General features: G+C 51.4%; 18 protein-coding genes. 11 read left to right on the forward strand and 7 right to left on the reverse strand.

Annotated elements, in window-relative coordinates; translation table 11 throughout:
• The first annotated feature begins 1 nt into the window (after position 1).
• The gene (rfaC, locus tag PMI17_RS01330; RefSeq protein ID WP_007885316.1) at positions 2 to 1,000 is read left to right on the forward strand and encodes a lipopolysaccharide heptosyltransferase RfaC; all 999 of its coding nucleotides are present in this window, start codon (positions 2 to 4) and stop codon (positions 998 to 1,000) included.
• On the forward strand, positions 993 to 2,087 hold the full coding sequence (locus tag PMI17_RS01335) for a glycosyltransferase family 9 protein (RefSeq protein WP_152929123.1): 1,095 nt from the start codon (positions 993 to 995) through the stop codon (positions 2,085 to 2,087). The genes rfaC and PMI17_RS01335 overlap by 8 nt, the downstream gene beginning before the upstream one ends.
• A 72-nt stretch (positions 2,088 to 2,159) precedes the next feature.
• Here PMI17_RS01335 and PMI17_RS01340 read toward each other — a convergent pair whose 3' ends face one another.
• From PMI17_RS01340 to envC, 3 genes are all read right to left on the reverse strand, one after another.
• Entirely contained in the window at positions 2,160 to 3,260 is a 1,101-nt protein-coding gene (locus PMI17_RS01340; RefSeq protein ID WP_036619886.1) for a glycosyltransferase family 9 protein, read from the reverse strand.
• Positions 3,261 to 3,398: 138 nt separating this feature from the next.
• The gene (locus tag PMI17_RS01345) at positions 3,399 to 4,304 is read right to left on the reverse strand and encodes a divergent polysaccharide deacetylase family protein (protein ID WP_007885322.1); all 906 of its coding nucleotides are present in this window, start codon (positions 4,302 to 4,304) and stop codon (positions 3,399 to 3,401) included.
• A gap of 3 nt (positions 4,305 to 4,307) precedes the next feature.
• Positions 4,308 to 5,609: a murein hydrolase activator EnvC gene (gene envC / locus PMI17_RS01350; protein WP_007885324.1), complete on the reverse strand. Its 1,302-nt coding sequence runs from the start codon at positions 5,607 to 5,609 to the stop codon at positions 4,308 to 4,310.
• Positions 5,610 to 5,858: 249 nt separating this feature from the next.
• Between envC and PMI17_RS01355 the strand changes: the two genes are divergently transcribed.
• From PMI17_RS01355 to cysE, 5 genes are all read left to right on the forward strand, one after another.
• Complete coding sequence (locus PMI17_RS01355; RefSeq protein WP_007885326.1) at positions 5,859 to 6,290, forward strand: rhodanese-like domain-containing protein; 432 nt, start codon at positions 5,859 to 5,861, stop codon at positions 6,288 to 6,290.
• Positions 6,291 to 6,308: 18 nt separating this feature from the next.
• Positions 6,309 to 6,563, forward strand: coding sequence for a glutaredoxin 3 (gene grxC, locus PMI17_RS01360; protein ID WP_007885328.1), 255 nt, complete (start codon positions 6,309 to 6,311; stop codon positions 6,561 to 6,563).
• A 40-nt stretch (positions 6,564 to 6,603) separates the two neighbouring features.
• On the forward strand, positions 6,604 to 7,068 hold the full coding sequence (gene secB / locus PMI17_RS01365; RefSeq protein ID WP_007885330.1) for a protein-export chaperone SecB: 465 nt from the start codon (positions 6,604 to 6,606) through the stop codon (positions 7,066 to 7,068).
• Positions 7,068 to 8,087: an NAD(P)H-dependent glycerol-3-phosphate dehydrogenase gene (gene gpsA, locus PMI17_RS01370; RefSeq protein ID WP_007885332.1), complete on the forward strand. Its 1,020-nt coding sequence runs from the start codon at positions 7,068 to 7,070 to the stop codon at positions 8,085 to 8,087. Before secB ends, gpsA begins: the two co-directional genes overlap by 1 nt.
• Positions 8,088 to 8,157: 70 nt before the next feature.
• Positions 8,158 to 8,973 (forward strand): serine O-acetyltransferase, encoded by an 816-nt coding sequence (cysE, locus tag PMI17_RS01375; protein ID WP_007885334.1) that lies wholly within the window; start codon positions 8,158 to 8,160, stop codon positions 8,971 to 8,973.
• Here the strand turns inward: cysE and trmL are convergent.
• The 3 genes from trmL to cpxR are packed head-to-tail and all read right to left on the reverse strand — an operon-like array spanning position 8,970 to position 11,550.
• Positions 8,970 to 9,443, reverse strand: a complete 474-nt coding sequence (gene trmL, locus PMI17_RS01380; RefSeq protein ID WP_007885336.1) for a tRNA (uridine(34)/cytosine(34)/5-carboxymethylaminomethyluridine(34)-2'-O)-methyltransferase TrmL — start codon at positions 9,441 to 9,443, stop codon at positions 8,970 to 8,972. The genes cysE and trmL overlap by 4 nt on opposite strands.
• A gap of 35 nt (positions 9,444 to 9,478) precedes the next feature.
• Positions 9,479 to 10,855, reverse strand: a complete 1,377-nt coding sequence (gene cpxA / locus PMI17_RS01385) for an envelope stress sensor histidine kinase CpxA (protein ID WP_007885338.1) — start codon at positions 10,853 to 10,855, stop codon at positions 9,479 to 9,481.
• Positions 10,852 to 11,550 (reverse strand): envelope stress response regulator transcription factor CpxR, encoded by a 699-nt coding sequence (cpxR, locus tag PMI17_RS01390; RefSeq protein ID WP_007885339.1) that lies wholly within the window; start codon positions 11,548 to 11,550, stop codon positions 10,852 to 10,854. The genes cpxA and cpxR overlap by 4 nt, the downstream gene beginning before the upstream one ends.
• A 150-nt stretch (positions 11,551 to 11,700) precedes the next feature.
• Between cpxR and cpxP the strand changes: the two genes are divergently transcribed.
• The 4 genes from cpxP to PMI17_RS01410 all read left to right on the forward strand — a co-directional run bounded on the left by cpxP (position 11,701) and on the right by PMI17_RS01410 (position 15,623).
• Positions 11,701 to 12,213 (forward strand): cell-envelope stress modulator CpxP, encoded by a 513-nt coding sequence (gene cpxP / locus PMI17_RS01395; protein ID WP_007885340.1) that lies wholly within the window; start codon positions 11,701 to 11,703, stop codon positions 12,211 to 12,213.
• Positions 12,214 to 12,415: 202 nt separating this feature from the next.
• Complete coding sequence (fieF, locus tag PMI17_RS01400; RefSeq protein WP_007885341.1) at positions 12,416 to 13,318, forward strand: CDF family cation-efflux transporter FieF; 903 nt, start codon at positions 12,416 to 12,418, stop codon at positions 13,316 to 13,318.
• A 207-nt stretch (positions 13,319 to 13,525) separates the two neighbouring features.
• Positions 13,526 to 14,488, forward strand: coding sequence for a 6-phosphofructokinase (pfkA, locus tag PMI17_RS01405; RefSeq protein ID WP_007885343.1), 963 nt, complete (start codon positions 13,526 to 13,528; stop codon positions 14,486 to 14,488).
• A 145-nt stretch (positions 14,489 to 14,633) separates the two neighbouring features.
• Positions 14,634 to 15,623 (forward strand): sulfate ABC transporter substrate-binding protein, encoded by a 990-nt coding sequence (locus PMI17_RS01410; RefSeq protein ID WP_007885344.1) that lies wholly within the window; start codon positions 14,634 to 14,636, stop codon positions 15,621 to 15,623.
• Between the two features lie 42 nt (positions 15,624 to 15,665).
• On the opposite strand, the gene PMI17_RS01415 is transcribed toward PMI17_RS01410, so the two are convergent.
• A complete protein-coding gene (locus PMI17_RS01415) occupies positions 15,666 to 16,835 on the reverse strand; it encodes a hypothetical protein (protein ID WP_007885345.1) in 1,170 nt (389 codons plus the stop codon).
• Positions 16,836 to 16,845 lie beyond the last annotated feature (10 nt).

Below are 16,845 nucleotides of genomic sequence, written 5' to 3' on the forward strand. Positions count from 1 at the left end.
AATGCACGTTTTGATTGTTAAAACCTCCTCGATGGGAGACGTGCTGCATACGTTACCGGCGCTCACTGATGCGATGCAGGCCATTCCAGGCATTCGGTTCGATTGGGTCGTTGAAGAGAATTTCGCCCAAATCCCGAGCTGGCATCCCGCTGTGGATAAAGTGTTGCCTGTGGCGATTCGCCGCTGGCGCAAGCATTGGTTTGGCAGCCAGCAGCGTGAAGAGCGCGTGCGCTTCAAGCGGGAACTGCAATCACGTGAATATGATGTGGTGCTTGATGCGCAGGGCTTGATCAAAAGCGCCGCGCTGGTCACACGTCTGGCAAAAGGTGAGAAACACGGCCAGGACAGCCGCAGTGCACGCGAGCCTTTTGCTAGCTGGTGGTACGACAAGCGTCATGAAATCGACAAGCAACAGCATGCCGTAGAACGCACGCGTGAGCTGTTTGCTAAGAGCCTCGGCTATGCAAAGCCCGCCACCCAGGGTGACTACGCCATTGCCGATCATTTCCTGTCAACGCTGCCGCATGATGCGCAGCCCTATCTGGTGTTTCTGCACGCGACCACGCGCGACAACAAACATTGGCCGGAATCACACTGGCGCGAGTTGATCGAATTAGTGCAGCCAACGGGCCTGCGCATAAAGTTGCCGTGGGGCGCAGAGCACGAGCATCAGCGCGCGCAGCGCCTGGCGGAAGGCTTTGAACATGTTGAGGTGCTGCCGAAATTAACCCTTGAGCAGGTAGCGCAGCAATTAGCAGGCGCGCGTGCGGTGGTTTCGGTGGATACCGGTTTAAGTCATCTGACCGCAGCGCTGGACCGCCCAAATATCACGTTATTTGGGCCGACCGATCCGGGATTGATTGGCGGATATGGTAAGAACCAGCATGAACTTAAAGCGCAGGATAACAATCTGGCCTCGATTGCTGCGCAGGATGTTTTTATTCAGCTTGAAACCTTATTACATTCCCCACAAGATGCCGGACAAATCAGCCGTGGATAAGAAGAAAAAATTCGCCAAACTGCGTGCGCTTAACCGTCAGCGTAATTATTTGATGAAAGCGTTGCGCTTGCATATTGCACGGCTGATATTGGATCATCGCTCAAAGCGACAGTTTGCGATTTCAGAGCGTAAATCCGTACTTTTCTTACGCGATGACGATAAAATTGGCGATATGGTGGTTTCAACCTCACTATTCCGTGAGTTTAAGCGTGCAGGATATGTCGTTGACGTATTGGCAGGAAAAAATAATGCCAAAATCATCGAATTTAATCCCTATGTGAATAAGTATTATGTGGTGGGGAAGGATAACAAACATAAGCTGGAGCAAGCTAAGGCTCTGGCGAAAAATAACTATGATGTTGTTATCGATATGGGGGATAAAATTTCCCCGTTCCACTTGCTGTTACTTAAAACGTTGAATGCCAGTAATGTGGTTGGATTTAATAAAAAAGGCTTTAATATCTATAATAAATCATTAGATTATCTCGGATATTCCAGCCACGTAACTGAGCGTTATCAGTTGCTAATGGAAAGTTTTGATTTTATCGCCTTTAGTACCGATTATGACATTCATGTGCCTGACGCGGTACGCAGTGAGATTCATGAATTTATGTCGGGCATATCAGCGCCATATAAGATTGTTATCAATCCCTATGCTGCCGATCCGCGCCGGGATATGTCGCTGTCACAGCTGAATGCACTGATTGAAAGAGTTAAACAAGAATGGCAGCAGGTAGAGGTTATTGTGGTTGGCGATCCGGCCAGGATTAAGCAGTTGACGCATTTGGATGCGATCATCAATCCTTATCCCACGTTGACCGGCGCATGTGAAATCGTTCGCTTAGCAGACATGGTGATCTCTCCTGACACCGCAATTGTCCACATTGCCGCCGCATGGAAAAAACCGTTGGTCAGCCTTTATGGTAATGATCTCCACGGTGAATTCGTGAATAGTAAGGTTTGGGGACCAGGATACGATACCGCTCGCCAACTCTATACCAGGGATAAACATCATCCAGTTTCAAGCATCGAAGTAGATGATATTATCTGCGCCATGAAAGATCTGAGGATTCTAGGCGAACGATGATAAGAGAATCAGTTGATTAATATCGGAAAGCAGAGTTTCCGATATTAAACCTTATTATTCGAGTAATAAATATTAATGCTTAGTTTGGGCTTTTAAAGCCAGCCTATGTGATAGTTTTTCAATTACCATACTGGGTTCAATAACATCCATGATATGTGCGCTATTCTGGCGATCCTTGTCCGGAAGAATATGGATGATATCGTGCAGTTCGGGATTCTGCAGTGGGCCGGTTGCATAGGGATTTGCGGTAGTAAACAAGCCAACCGTAGGGGTTTTAATCGCAACCGCAATATGCAAAGGACCCGTGTCGCCAGTTAGTAGCACATCCAGATTATTCAGCAGGTCTGTTAGTTCAGGCAGGCTGGTATTCCCGACACGATTACTCACTCGAGAATGAAAAGATTCCGGCAAATGCTGGAGAAATGTTTCAGCACGGTGTTTATCATCTGGACCACCGATAAGCGTAATTTTTAAGCCTGTATGCGTTATGAATAATGAACTGGCTACTGATGCAAAGTGTTGCGGTGCCCAGCAACGTTCTGCTGTTGATGCTCCCAGTTGAAATCCAACAAGCGGTGAGCTGTTAACCTTTTTCTCAGCGATCGGAAAGGGCATCTTCATTTCAATATTTGAGCTGTCGCATCCTAAGGCCTCTACTAATGAGAGTTTACGCTCAATGATGTGACCGCGAAAATCAATCTGATATCTTGATAACCATTTGTCACGATAAGCGAAATGGTCAACATAGTTATCTTTAATAATACATTTCGAGCCCGCGAGTAGTGCCGCGATATAGTCGTAAGGTTCGTGTGAGTGTAAAAGCAGCGTTAAATCAGGTTTTGGAAACTTGCCTAAATTTTTAAGCATGTCAGGCAAAGTGATGGCTTTATTATTCCAGAAAACTAAATTATCCCAGTCTTCGCCATCTTTTAAAAAATCAGCAAACTTCTGATGGGCGACAAGGGTAATGATCGCTGTGGGATAGCGCTGTCTCACTGCTCTTATTGCGGGGGAGTTAAAGAGAAAATCACCTAATGCGGTAGTAGAGAAAATAACAACATGACGGGCATCGATATTCGCCAGGTCCGGTGGTGTTTGCAGTGGATTGCCTTTCACCAGCATGTACAACCTGATCGCTTTATCAAGTGCCTTTATTTTCCACAATTTACGCATTATTAGAATTCATTCCATCATCATTAAAATTAACCAACTGAAACCTGTATGACCTGCGCCCAATTTATTAGTTTCATTTTTCACTGAGCAGAGCGGTACTTTGGCCCAGTTTGACGTCACCGGGCCTCGGCGAAAATCTTAAAAAAGCTGGCTCAATTGATGCGCAACATAACTGTTTACGATGCTCTCTTCCAGTACCTGCCATACCCGGCTCTGTGGCACCGGCGGCAACGGCTTGCCAGCCTTACACACGCCCGGCGCGCGGAAACGTGAATCTGGTAGTGGTAGGTTTTTAGCAGGCGACGAGGTTGAGCCGTGATGCAGCGGCTCATTCAGCAGCTGACTTGGGCGCACCAGCGTAATATCGGCGGGTAAGGACGGCAACATCTGCTGCAGTACGCGCACCGTTGTAGGATGCGGATGACCAATGGCGATGGCATAACCATCGCGCTGTGCCAGCTTCACTGCGCGGGTGAATTGCGTGCGGATGGCGGCTTCGTTCTGGCTATCATCGAGGAATACCCGACGTTTCAGCACTTTAACGTTTGTGCCTTGCGCTGCCGGAATCGACTGGCTGTTACCAATCGTCATGCTATCGAGAAAGTAATAGTTGTAGTGATTGAGCACCTGCATCACTTTCTGCATCCCGGGCAGGCTGGAGGTCATTTTACTGCCCATGTGATTATTCAGCCCAACCGCGTAGGGCACTTTGCCACTGGCTTCACGAATGATGCGCTCGATCTCGGCGCTGCTCATCTCCGGCGTCAGCGTGTCCTTCTCCAGCGGCTGTTTACTGAGTGGAGCCATTGGCAGATGGATCAGCACTTCGCGGCCGCCCTGATGCGCCTTTGTGGCCATCGCGCGCGCATGTGGCGCATTGGGCAATACCGCAACAGAAATTGCCGTGGGCATCTGCAGCACTTTATTCTCTTCAACCGGCCGGTAACCAAAGTCATCGATCACGATGGAGAGTTTGCCCGCATGGGCAGAAAGTGTCATAAACAGGCCGCACAGGGCGGCCGAGAGCTTAAAGGGTTGAAACAAAACTTATCTTCCTAACCACGGTAGTGGATTGACGGCCTGTCCTTGACGTCGGATTTCAAAGTAGAGCGAAGGCGTGCCGCGGCCGCCGCTGGTGCCCACAAGGGCGATAGGCTGTCCTGCCTTCACCTGAGCACCTACGCTCACCAGTGCACTTTGGTTGTAACCATAAAGGCTCATGTCACCTTTACCGTGTTCCAGTACGACAACCAGACCGTAGCCTTGCAGCCAGTCGGCCATTAATACCCGTCCATCAGCGATGGCTTTCACTTCGGTGCCTTCTGGCGCATCAACCACCAGACCTTTCCAGCGCAGTTCGCCCTGCATCGATTCACCGAAGCGATGTTCAATACGTCCACGTACCGGCCAAACCGCTTGCCCGCCGGGTTTGCCTAATCCACCGGTACGCGCCATCAGCTCGCGTTCACTCTGCGTTGGCTGATAACTGGATCCTTTGGCTTTCGCCTGCGCCTGACGCTGGCGCACCTTCTCGGCCTCGCGCGCTTCGCGTTCGGCACGTTCACGCGCTTCACGTTCAGCCTTGGCGATTTTGCTTTGCAGACGGCTTTCGTTCTCGCGCATCTCAACCAAATCGGCCTGATCTTTTTCCAGCGAGCTTTCCAGCACGCTGAGCGTCTTCTTACGCGCTGCGCTGGCCACTTGCAGTTTGTCTTGTTGCGTTTGCTGCTGAGCTAACAAGGATTTTTGTTGGTCTTGCTTACCTTGTAATGCCTGACGCTGTTCGGCCAATTGCTGCTGAGTTTGCTTGAGATCGTCGATGTTTTTCTGACGTGCGGCGTTGAGATAGCCGAAATAGGCAAGAATACGCTCACTGCGTTGAGCTTCTTCACCACCAAGCAGTAACTGCAAACCGTTGTGTTGTCCCTGACGGAAGGCGGCATCAAGCTGCTGCGCCAGCAGTTTTTCCTGCTGTGCTTGCTGCTTTTCCAGACGAGAAATTGATGACGTAATCTGGGTAATTTCCCCATCAAGCGTGCTCAGGCTATTGCGTGTTTCACGCAGTTGACGGCTAGCTTGCGCGATCACCTTTTCCTGACTTTGCAGCTGGTCCAACAGTTTACTGCGCTGAAGCTTTTGCGCTTTAACGCTTTTCTCTTTCTCGGCAATGTCCTGTTGAATGGACTTCAACTGCGTTTTGCTGTCATCCGCACTGCGAGCAGCAGCAGGTATTAACAGTGTGCCCACCAGAAGCAGACTCAGGGAGATTTCGGACCAGCGGAATGACAACGGATGCGCAGTGCCGTTGTGACGGGTCCTTGTGTGTGTAACGGTCGCTTTTCCCTTCATAGTCGATAATTATTCCACGATGAACAGCCGCTTACCAGTTAGCCCGGCCGGGTTTTACTTTGCTAAAAATGTCTGTACCGAGCTTACCGGCATAAACTTTGTCTTAATTTTGGGATTAGAACACTTTTTTTGGAAAATGACGCACAAATCGTAACTCTGTCCCCTTAGCGACTGTACATGCGAAGTGGCGCAGGTATACTCAGAACCCTTGTTTTAGCTTATCAGCCCGGTTTGGAGTCGTTACCCCTCATGCAAGAAATTATGCAGTTTGCAAGCAATCACCCCATCCTCAGTCTGGCATGGGTTGCTTTACTCGTTCTCGTGATTGTGACCACCGTTAAAGGTATGTTCTCTAAGGTAAAAACCATCAGTCGTGGTGAAGCAACCCACCTGATTAATAAAGAGGACGCGGTGGTGGTAGACGTTCGTTCACGTGACGACTACCGCAAAGGACACATTTCTGGGGCTATCAACGTAGCGGCAGCAGACATCAAAAAAGAGAGTTTTGGCGAGCTGGAAAAGCACAAGTCACAACCCATAATTGTAGTTTGCGCTACCGGTCAAAGTGCGGGTGAATCTGCGGCTAAATTAAGCGCTGCAGGTTTCGAGAAAGTCTCCGTATTGAAGGATGGCGTGAGCGGCTGGAGTGGTGAAAATCTGCCACTGGTGCGCGGTAAATAACTTCTCAGAGGTAACCGTATGGCGAATGTTGAGATCTACACCAAAGTCACTTGTCCTTATTGCCACCGGGCAAAGGCGCTGTTGGATCAGAAAGGCGTGTCGTTCCAGGAGATTCCCATTGACGGGAACGCGGCGAAACGTGAAGAGATGATTCAACGCAGCGGCCGAACCACGGTGCCGCAGATTTTTATTGATGCGCAGCACATTGGCGGCTGTGACGATCTTTACGCGCTGGATGGGCGTCAGGGACTTGATCCTTTACTCCAGGCATAACTTTTCGGTCAGACAATTTTAACTCACAGGATTTAGTCACATGTCAGAACAAAGCAACAGCGAAATGCAGTTCCAGATTCAACGTGTATATACCAAAGATGTCTCTTACGAAGCGCCAAATGCGCCACAGGTTTTCCAGAAAGAGTGGGAACCAGAAGTTAAGCTGGATCTGGATACCGCCTCTTCTCAGTTGGCTGACGGCGTTTTTGAAGTTGTTCTGCGTGTCACCGTAACGGCAACCGTTGGCGAAGAAACCGCATTCCTGTGCGAAGTTCAGCAGGCCGGTATTTTCACTATCAGCGGTATTGAAGGTACGCAGATGGCGCATTGCCTCGGTGCTTACTGCCCGAACATTCTGTTCCCGTACGCACGTGAATGCGTAACCAGCCTTGTTTCTCGTGGTACTTTCCCGCAGCTCAACCTGGCGCCAGTTAACTTTGATGCGCTGTTCATGAATTATCTGCAGCAGCAAGGTGAAGGCGAAGCGCCACATCAGGATGCCTGATGACTACACTCAACGCTTCAATTAGCGTGATCGGTGCCGGCTCGTACGGCACCGCATTGGCCATCACGCTGGCCCGCAATGGCCATCCAGTTCTGCTTTGGGGCCACAACCCGCAAAGCGTGGCGCAGTTGCAAGCAGACCGCTGCAATGCCGCTTTCCTGCCCGATGTTCCTTTCCCTGATAATCTCGTTCCTGAAGCCGATCTGGCGAAAGTGGTTAATGCCAGCCGCGATCTGTTGGTTGTGGTGCCAAGTCATGTCTTTGGTGATGTATTAACGCAGCTAAAGCCGCATTTGCGTGCCGATTCGCGCATTGTCTGGGCAACCAAAGGTCTGGAGAAAGAGACTGGTCGTTTGCTGCAGGATGTGGCGCGTGAAATCCTCGGGGATGCGATTCCATTAGCGGTGATTTCCGGGCCAACCTTTGCCAAGGAGTTGGCGGCAGGCATGCCAACTGCTATTGCGCTGGCATCAACCGACGCGCAGTTCGCTGAAGATTTGCAGCAAAAGCTGCATTGCGGCAAAAGTTTCCGCGTTTACAACAATCAGGATTTCATCGGCGTGCAGTTAGGCGGCGCGGTGAAGAATGTGATTGCGATTGGTGCCGGGATTTCTGACGGAATTGGCTTTGGTGCCAATGCGCGAACCGCACTGATTACGCGTGGCCTGACGGAAATGAGCCGGCTTGGCGCAGCGCTTGGGGCCGATGCCACCACCTTTATGGGCATGGCAGGTTTGGGCGATCTGGTGCTGACGTGTACCGATAACCAGTCACGTAACCGTCGTTTCGGCATGATGCTGGGGCAAGGTGAAGGCGTGGAGGATGCGCAACGCATTATCGGACAAGTTGTAGAGGGCTATAGAAATACCAAAGAAGTCAAAGCATTAGCGGCTCGCGTTGGCGTTGAAATGCCGATTACTGAACAGATTTATCAGGTGCTCTATTGCGGAAAATCTGCGCGAGAGGCAGCATTGACTTTACTTGGCCGTGCAAGGAAGGACGAAAACAGCCAAAGCTGAAGCAGGATGCGCCAGCGTCACCACCTGTAGCGCCCTATCAGGCGCTTTTTTTTATCGGGAGCAAACAGCAATGTCGTCTGAAGAGTTAGAACTGGTCTGGAACCATATCAAAGCCGAAGCCCGCGCGCTGGCTGACTGTGAACCAATGCTGGCCAGCTTTTACCATGCGACATTGCTTAAACACGAAAACCTCGGTAGCGCCCTCAGCTATATGCTTGCCAATAAGCTGGCAAATCCCATCATGCCCGCTATCGCCATTCGCGAAATCGTGGAAGAAGCCTACCGCGAAGATCCGGAAATGATTGTTTCTGCGGCTTACGATATCCAGGCGGTACGTCAGCGTGACCCAGCGGTTGATAAATACTCCACGCCGCTGCTCTATCTGAAAGGCTTTCATGCACTGCAAGCTTATCGCATCGGTCATTGGTTGTGGAAAGAGGGGCGCCGCGCGCTGGCTGTTTATTTGCAGAATGAAATCTCCGTCTCATTTGCCGTGGATATTCACCCGGCGGCGCGCATTGGACGCGGTATCATGCTCGACCATGCTACGGGTATCGTCATCGGTGAAACCGCCATCATTGAAAATGATGTTTCAATACTGCAATCGGTGACGCTCGGCGGTACCGGCAAAACCAGCGGCGATCGCCATCCGAAAATTCGTGAAGGGGTGATGATTGGCGCGGGCGCCAAGATTCTGGGCAATATTGAAGTGGGACGCGGTGCGAAAATTGGTGCCGGTTCTGTCGTCCTGCAACCTGTGCCGCCGCATACTACGGCGGCCGGTGTGCCTGCACGTATTGTTGGCAAACCGACCAGTGATAAACCGTCGATGGATATGGATCAGCACTTCAATGGTGCGGGCTTTGAATATGGCGACGGTATCTAGCCTTTAATCAGCGCGCCAGCATAATCGAGTTGGCGCCACGCTTCATACACCACTACCGAAACTGCATTAGACAGATTCATGCTGCGGCTTTCTGCCATCATAGGGATACGGATTTTCTGCTCGGCTGGCAACGCGTCGAGCATCTCTGCGGGTAAGCCACGGCTCTCCGGACCAAACACCAGATAATCACCCTTTTGATAGCTCACCGCGCTGTGTGCCGGCGTACCTTTAGTAGTGAGGGCGAACATACGCTGTGGGTTTTCAGCCGCAATAAATGCCGCGTAATTAGCGTGTTTTTTCAAAGCGGTGTATTCGTGATAATCCAACCCGGCACGGCGCAGGCGCTTATCATCCCAGGCAAAACCAAGCGGTTCGATAAGGTGTAACTGGAAACCGGTATTCGCGCACAGGCGGATGATGTTGCCGGTATTTGGCGGGATTTCAGGTTCAAATAAAACAATGTTTAGCATAAGGCCCCCAGAAACGAGGGCCGAAGCATAACAAATTATTGGCGGGCGGAGTACAGCGGCAACCACAGCGTGAGGCGCAAGCCGCCTAACGGGCTATCATCGGCCTTGACCCAACCGCGATGCTGCTGAACGGCAGTTTCAACGATCGCCAGACCTAAACCGGTACCGCCGGATTCACGATCGCGCGCTTCATCAGTACGATAGAACGGACGGAATATCTGCTCGCGATCTTCTGGGCTGACACCCGGACCATCATCATCGACATGGATAGTGATGCCCTCAATATCCACCGAGAAGCTAACGCTGATGTGCGAATTCGAATAGCGCAAAGCATTACGCACGATATTCTCCAACGCACTCTCCAACGCGTGCGGGTTACCGTACAGCGGCCATGGGCCAGGCGGATAGGGCACATCCATCATTTTCCCCATCTGCTCGGCTTCAAATTTGGCATCTTCCAGCACGCCGTTCCACAGCTGGTTGGCTTTCATCGCTTCGCTAACCAGCGCATTGTTGTGCTGCGTGCGTGACAGCACCAACAAATCGTTAATCATGCCATCAAGACGCTGCGCTTCAGTTTCAATACGCTGCAACTCTTTGCCCTCACCATTACGTCGGCGTAGCAGCGCGGTTGCCAGCTGCAGGCGAGTTAATGGTGTCCGCAATTCGTGGCTGATGTCAGACAGCAAGCGCTGCTGAGCGGTCATCATGCGTTCGAGTGCGCTCACCATTTGGTTGAAGCTTGAACCCGCGGCCAGAAACTCCTGCGGCCCTGATTCCAGTTCCGGATGCTGACGCAAATTACCGCTTGCCACTTCATCTGCAGCATATTTAAGTTTGCGGGCTGGGCGCGCCAAACTCCATGCTAGCCAAAGCAGCAGCGGCGAGCTGATCAACATAGTGACAATCAGCAGCAACAGCGGGCGATCAAACAGCAGATTAACGAAATCAAGCTGCGAGCTGGTGGCCGGACGAATCAGGTACAGCTGATAGTTGTCTTCGCCATCGCGAACGGCGAACGGTCCTACCATCTCAACGCGACCATACTTCTTCTTCTGCGGATGATCGGCATTATCAGACTGGCCAATAAAGTTGCGGATAATCTGCATTTCATTGTGCTGCGCGCCAATCACACGGCCTTCGCTGGTTACCAGCAGCAAACGCTGACCGGGCGGTGCCCATTTGTCGATGGAGCGGAACAGACGACGCCACCACATCAAGTCGTTTGGTGGGTCCTGAGACAGCTCCGCTTCAACGTGTTGTTCAATCATGGTGCCCTGACGCTGCTCGCTCTCCAGTAACGCAGTCATCTGGCGCGAATCAAGTTTGGGCACCATTAAAACCAGCATCAACACCAGCGCTAGCGTGAGCCAGAAGATGGCGAAGATGCGGGTGGTTAAACTTCCAATCATGATGCCGAAACCATCAGATAGCCGCGTCCGCGCAGGGTTTTAAACCACGGGTGACCATCACGACGTTCCGGCAATTTACGACGCAGGTTAGAGATGTGCATATCGATAGCACGGTCAAAAGGTGTCAAGCGTTTACCTAACACTTCCTGACTTAGGTGCTCACGCGAAACCACCTGACCCAGATGCTGTGCCAGCAAATAAAGTAGGGTGAATTCGGTGCCGGTGAGATCCAGCGTTTCGCTATCGAAGCTGGCTTCCTGACGGCCTGGATTCAGGCGCAAGCAGTCAACTTCTAACGTCGGTGAGCTGTTATCGTGCTGCTGTTGCTGCTCGCTCCAGTTTGAACGGCGCAAAATGGCACGGATACGCGCCACCAGTTCGCGATCGTTAAACGGTTTAGGCAGATAGTCGTCCGCGCCCAGTTCAAGGCCGAGAACGCGATCCAGTTCGCTGCCACGTGCAGTCAGCATAATGACTGGAGTTTGGTGCTGTTGGCGTAGTTCTTTCAAAGTGTCGATACCGTTCTTCTTCGGCATCATCACATCAAGCAATAGCAAGTCTACGGTGTTGTCTAACAGGTTGAGAGCCTGCTCACCATCGCTTGCCACAATCACCTCAAAACCTTCCATCTCAAGCAGTTCTTTAAGCAGCGAAGTTAATTCGCGGTCGTCATCAACCAACAGGATTTTATTCATTTTTTATTGCCCTCCGCAGGCAAAATACCGTGTTCCTTGACTTGCAATCCAACGCTTTACGTAGTTTTACACCCCCTGACGGATGTTTGCAGCCATCGCCGTACACTGGCTCTCGTTGAATCGCAAAACGGAACGAACTGGGAGTTAACGATGCGCTACTTAACCGCCGTCGTCATTGCCTCAGCGATGGTTCTCAGTCAGGCCAGCGCCGAAGCAGCAGACACGACGACGATTGACGAGATGCATCCGAACAGTGGATTGACGACAGGCAGTATGACGCAAAATCCGCAAAGCTACATGTTCGACGGCATTGAGCTGACTGAACAGCAGCGGCAACAGATGCGAGACCTGATGCAGCAAGCGCGCCATGAGCGCCCAACAATCAGCGTTCAAGACATAGAAACTATGCATGACCTTGTCATTGCAGACAAATTTAACGAATCGGCTATTCGACAGCAGGCAGAGAAACAAGCCCGCGCAGCGGTAGAGCAGCAAGTCGAGATGGCTCGGGTTCGTAATCAGATGTACCACCTGCTAACGCCTGCACAGCAAGCGACATTGCAGAAGAATTATGAGCGACGACTCGCTGAAGTTCGTCGGCTCTCAGGATTGCAGCCATCATCACCGCTGCAAGCAGTGAGTAGTACCAGCAGTAACCAGTAACATAGTATCCCTGTTTTCCTTGCCATAGACACCATCCCTGTCTTCCCCGCCATGATGGCGGGGTTTTTTTTGTCTGTCATTTCTCTCTAACATCATTGCCTTAAAATTCAACCACGCAGCACACTTCTGCCGATGATAAACTTTAGCCATCTTAGGATTAAAAGGCCGCACCTTTGCTATGTGCGACCCGGCGAGGCATAGCATGGATTCTTCCTATGCAAAATTAGTCAATCGGGCGGCGCTGGCGGCAACCACGCTGGCCACATTGCTGTTGATTGTGAAAATTTTTGCCTGGTGGCATACCGGTTCGGTCAGTATGTTGGCGGCGCTAGTGGATTCTTTGGTGGATATCGCGGCTTCTCTTACCAACTTGCTGGTGGTGCGATATTCACTGCAGCCTGCCGATGACGATCACACCTTTGGGCACGGTAAAGCGGAATCACTGGCCGCGCTGGCACAGAGCATGTTTATTTCAGGCTCGGCGCTGTTTCTGTTTCTTACCGGCATTCAGCATTTGGCGTCACCTGAAACGTTAAATGCGCCGCTGGTAGGTATCGTCGTGACGGTCATTGCGTTGTTTTCCACTTTGACATTGGTCGCTTTTCAGCGCTGGGTGGTGCGTCGTACACGCAGCCAGGCGATTCGGGCTGACATGCTGCACTATCAATCTGATGTGGTAATGAACGGTGCAATATTGGTCGCACTCGGTTTAAGCAGCTATGGTTTTGTACGGGCTGATGCTTTGTTCGCGCTCGGCATCGGTGTTTATATTCTCTATAACGCGTTACGAATGGGTTATGACGCAGTACAAGCGCTGTTAGACCGCGTACTGCCCGAGCATGAAACGCAGGAGATTATTAACGTGGTGAGCAACTGGCCGGGCGTACGCGGTGCACATGCGTTACGCACGCGACAATCGGGGCCCACGCGTTTTATCCAGCTGCATCTGGAGATGGAAGATCAGTTACCTTTAGTGCAGGCGCATCAGGTGGCCGATCAAATTGAGCAGGCATTACTAAAGAAGTTTCCCGGCTCAGACGTGATTATCCATCAAGATCCCTGTTCAGTTGTGCCGAGTAATCAACACGGCTTTTTTCAAGGTTAGCGATTTAAAATCATGCAATTACACAAAGAAAGTGACGTAACGCTAACAACTCTGTAAAAAATTAGCGAAAACTTGTCTGACCTGAATCAATTCAGCAGCAAGCCTTTGATATACTATCTGCAACTATTAAGCCATGCGATCGCGAGCTGCTCCACGCCAGACACATGGCAGGAATAATCCTTAGTTTTGAACAATCCAGAGGTTGTCATGATCAAAAAAATCGGAGTACTGACCAGCGGCGGCGACGCCCCAGGCATGAACGCAGCCATCCGCGGAGTTGTACGTTCCGCGCTGAGTGAAGGACTGGAAGTTTTTGGTATTTACGACGGCTATCTGGGTTTGTACGAAGATCGCATGATCAACCTCGACCGCTATAGCGTGTCAGACATGATCAACCGCGGCGGCACCTTCCTCGGCTCCGCGCGTTTCCCAGAATTCCGTAACGATGAAGTGCGCCAGACTGCGATTGATAACATGAAAAAGCGCGGTATTGATGCGCTGGTGGTTATCGGTGGGGATGGTTCATATATGGGTGCTAAGCGCCTGACCGAAATGGGCTTCCCATGCATCGGCTTGCCGGGCACCATCGATAACGACGTAGCGGGCACTGATTACACCATCGGCTACTTCACAGCGCTGGAAACGGTGGTTGAAGCCATTGACCGTCTGCGCGACACCTCATCTTCACACCAGCGTATTTCTATCGTCGAAGTGATGGGCCGTTATTGCGGTGATTTGACGCTGGCGGCAGCGATTGCGGGTGGTTGTGAATTCATCGTTCTGCCAGAGATTCCTTATACGCGTGAAGAGCTGGTTTCTGAAATCAAAGCCGGCATTGCTAAAGGTAAAAAGCACGCCATTGTAGCGATCACCGAGCACATCTGTGATATCGACGATTTAGCGCATTTCATCGAAGCTGAAACCAAACGCGAAACGCGCGCGACCGTGCTCGGCCATATTCAGCGTGGTGGCGCTCCTTGTGCATATGACCGCATCCTGGCGTCACGCATGGGTTCATACTCTATTGAACTGCTGCTGCAGGGTTATGGCGGCCGCTGCGTCGGTATTCAGAATGAGAAGATGGTGCATCACGACATCATCGACGCTATTGAAAACATGAAGCGTCCATTCAAACGCGACTGGCTGGATACCGCGAAAAAACTCTACTAATCATTATCATCAAGGCGCGACGAGATTCGCGCCTTTTTTATGCCTGTTCATATTCCGTACGGTTATAACAGCTTATTTTTAATTCTTTAATCCATGGATAAGTTTGTGTCAGTCTTGTTCTATAACGACCTCGGGAGAGCAAGCAATGAATAAGTGGAGTATTGGTGTCACCCTGTTACTGGCTTCAACCAGTGTTCTGGCAAAGGATATTCAGCTGTTAAACGTCTCTTACGATCCCACCCGTGAGCTGTACGAGCAGTACAACAAAGCATTTAGCGCCCACTACAAGCAGGAAACCGGCGACAACGTCGTGATTCGCCAGTCGCACGGCGGATCGGGTAAACAAGCGACTTCCGTGATCAATGGCATTCGTGCTGATGTGGTTACGCTGGCGCTGCAATCCGATGTAGATGCTATTGCTGACCGTGGTCGTATCAATAAAGATTGGATCAAACGCCTGCCAGACAACTCTGCACCATACACCTCGACCATCGTGTTCCTGGTACGCAAAGGCAACCCGAAAGGCATTCATGATTGGCCAGATCTGATCAAACCGGGTGTTTCTGTCATCACACCAAACCCAAAAACGTCGGGCGGCGCACGCTGGAACTATTTGGCTGCCTGGGGTTGGGCGCTGGATCAGAACCATGGCGATCAGGCCAAAGCACAGGCTTACGTGAAATCGCTGTTTAAGAATGTTGAAGTACAGGATTCTGGCGCACGCGGCGCAACCAATACCTTCGTTGAGCGTGGCATTGGTGACGTGCTGATTGCGTGGGAAAACGAAGCGTATCTGGCGGTCGATAAGCTGGGTAAAGACAAGTTTGAAATCGTTACGCCGAGCGAATCAATTCTGGCCGAGCCAACGGTTTCGGTGGTGGATAAAGTGGTTGATGAGCAGGGCACGCGTAAAGTGGCTGAAGATTACCTCAAGTACCTCTATTCGCCGGAAGGCCAGACCATCGCCGCCGAGAATTTCTACCGTCCACGTGATGAAACTGTAGCGAAGAAGTTTGCTGATAAATTCGCGCCGGTGAAACTGTTCACAATCGACAGCAAGTTTGGTGGCTGGACGCAAGCCCAGAAAACCCACTTTGCTGATGGCGGCAGCTATGATCAGGTGATGAAACCTTAAGGCATCAAGAAACGGCCAGCGCTTATGCTGGCCGTTGGTCTTTTATGCTTCCTGCGTGGCCAGTCTTCGGCCAGCCCGCTGTGCCACCAGCGGTAACAGCGCCAAACGTACCAGATAGCCATCTGGATCGAGTCCCCAGCCCAGCTCTGTTGCGGCATCGACAATCGCTTTATCCCACTCCAGCTTTTTCCGTTCGTCACCTGCGGTGGTGATCACCACTTCGCAATCATCATTTTGTGCTTGATAGCGACGCCAGCTGCCTGCTGGCACGGAAACCACCGAACGTTCTGGCGCGGTAATAGTGACTTCTTCGCCATCACGGTTGAACGTGACGCTAAGCGTGCCCTTAAACACCATCAACACTTGCACCTGTTCACAGCGGTGTAAGCCCATTTTGCCCTTCTTGGGTAGCGCCAGCCACTCTACGGAGAAGCCATGCGGCGATCTTATCGGCGGAGTGACCTGACGATCCTGGCTGATGCCGTAGCCGATAACGGGTGCCAAACGCGCGCCGTGACCTGGCAACATCGCATCCAACAATGCGCACTCGCTCCACGCGCGCTGCTCGCCAGTAACGGCAAATTGCTCCATTTGCTGCGGTGAGAAGTGATCGAGCTTTGCCATCTCTGCATCGGGCAGCGGCGGCATACGTTCAGCGACATCGGGAATTGCCGCGCCGGTTGAGGTATCGATAAGCATGTTATTGGGGCTGAGATAGAGTCCATATTCCGCCGCAGCCGACATCACATCGGGATGCCAGATAATACCGCCGGTATTATCACCGCCGAGTACGGTAAATACCCAACCATCGGTATCGGTGGCTGAAACGTTGGTGAACCCGCGGAAAATCCATGTCGGCAGGCTAACAATCGCCGGTGCTTCAAGCTCCAGTGACTCTTCACCTTTATTACCCCAGCGAAAACGCCAGCGGCCTTCATGGATCAGGAACACTTCGGCGGTGAAATGCAGATGCAGATTGTTAGTAACACCTTTCGGCATTGCTGCGGCGCCAATATTAAAACCGTGTGCTTCGGGAATATTAATAACCTGCTCAGACGACTGTGTGACGCCCGGCCCGATAAACGAATAATTCTGCTTCAGATGCGATCCCGGCAGTTTGCAGTCGATAAACGCCAAATTGCACGACACCATATCTTCTGGCGCAATCAGACGCGCACGTGCTGCTTCTTTAGACAACGTTTGCTGTTTCATCATCTTCTCC

It is taken from the genome of Pantoea sp. GM01 (assembly GCF_000282675.1).
Taxonomy (GTDB): Bacteria; Pseudomonadota; Gammaproteobacteria; order Enterobacterales; family Enterobacteriaceae; genus Pantoea; species Pantoea nemavictus.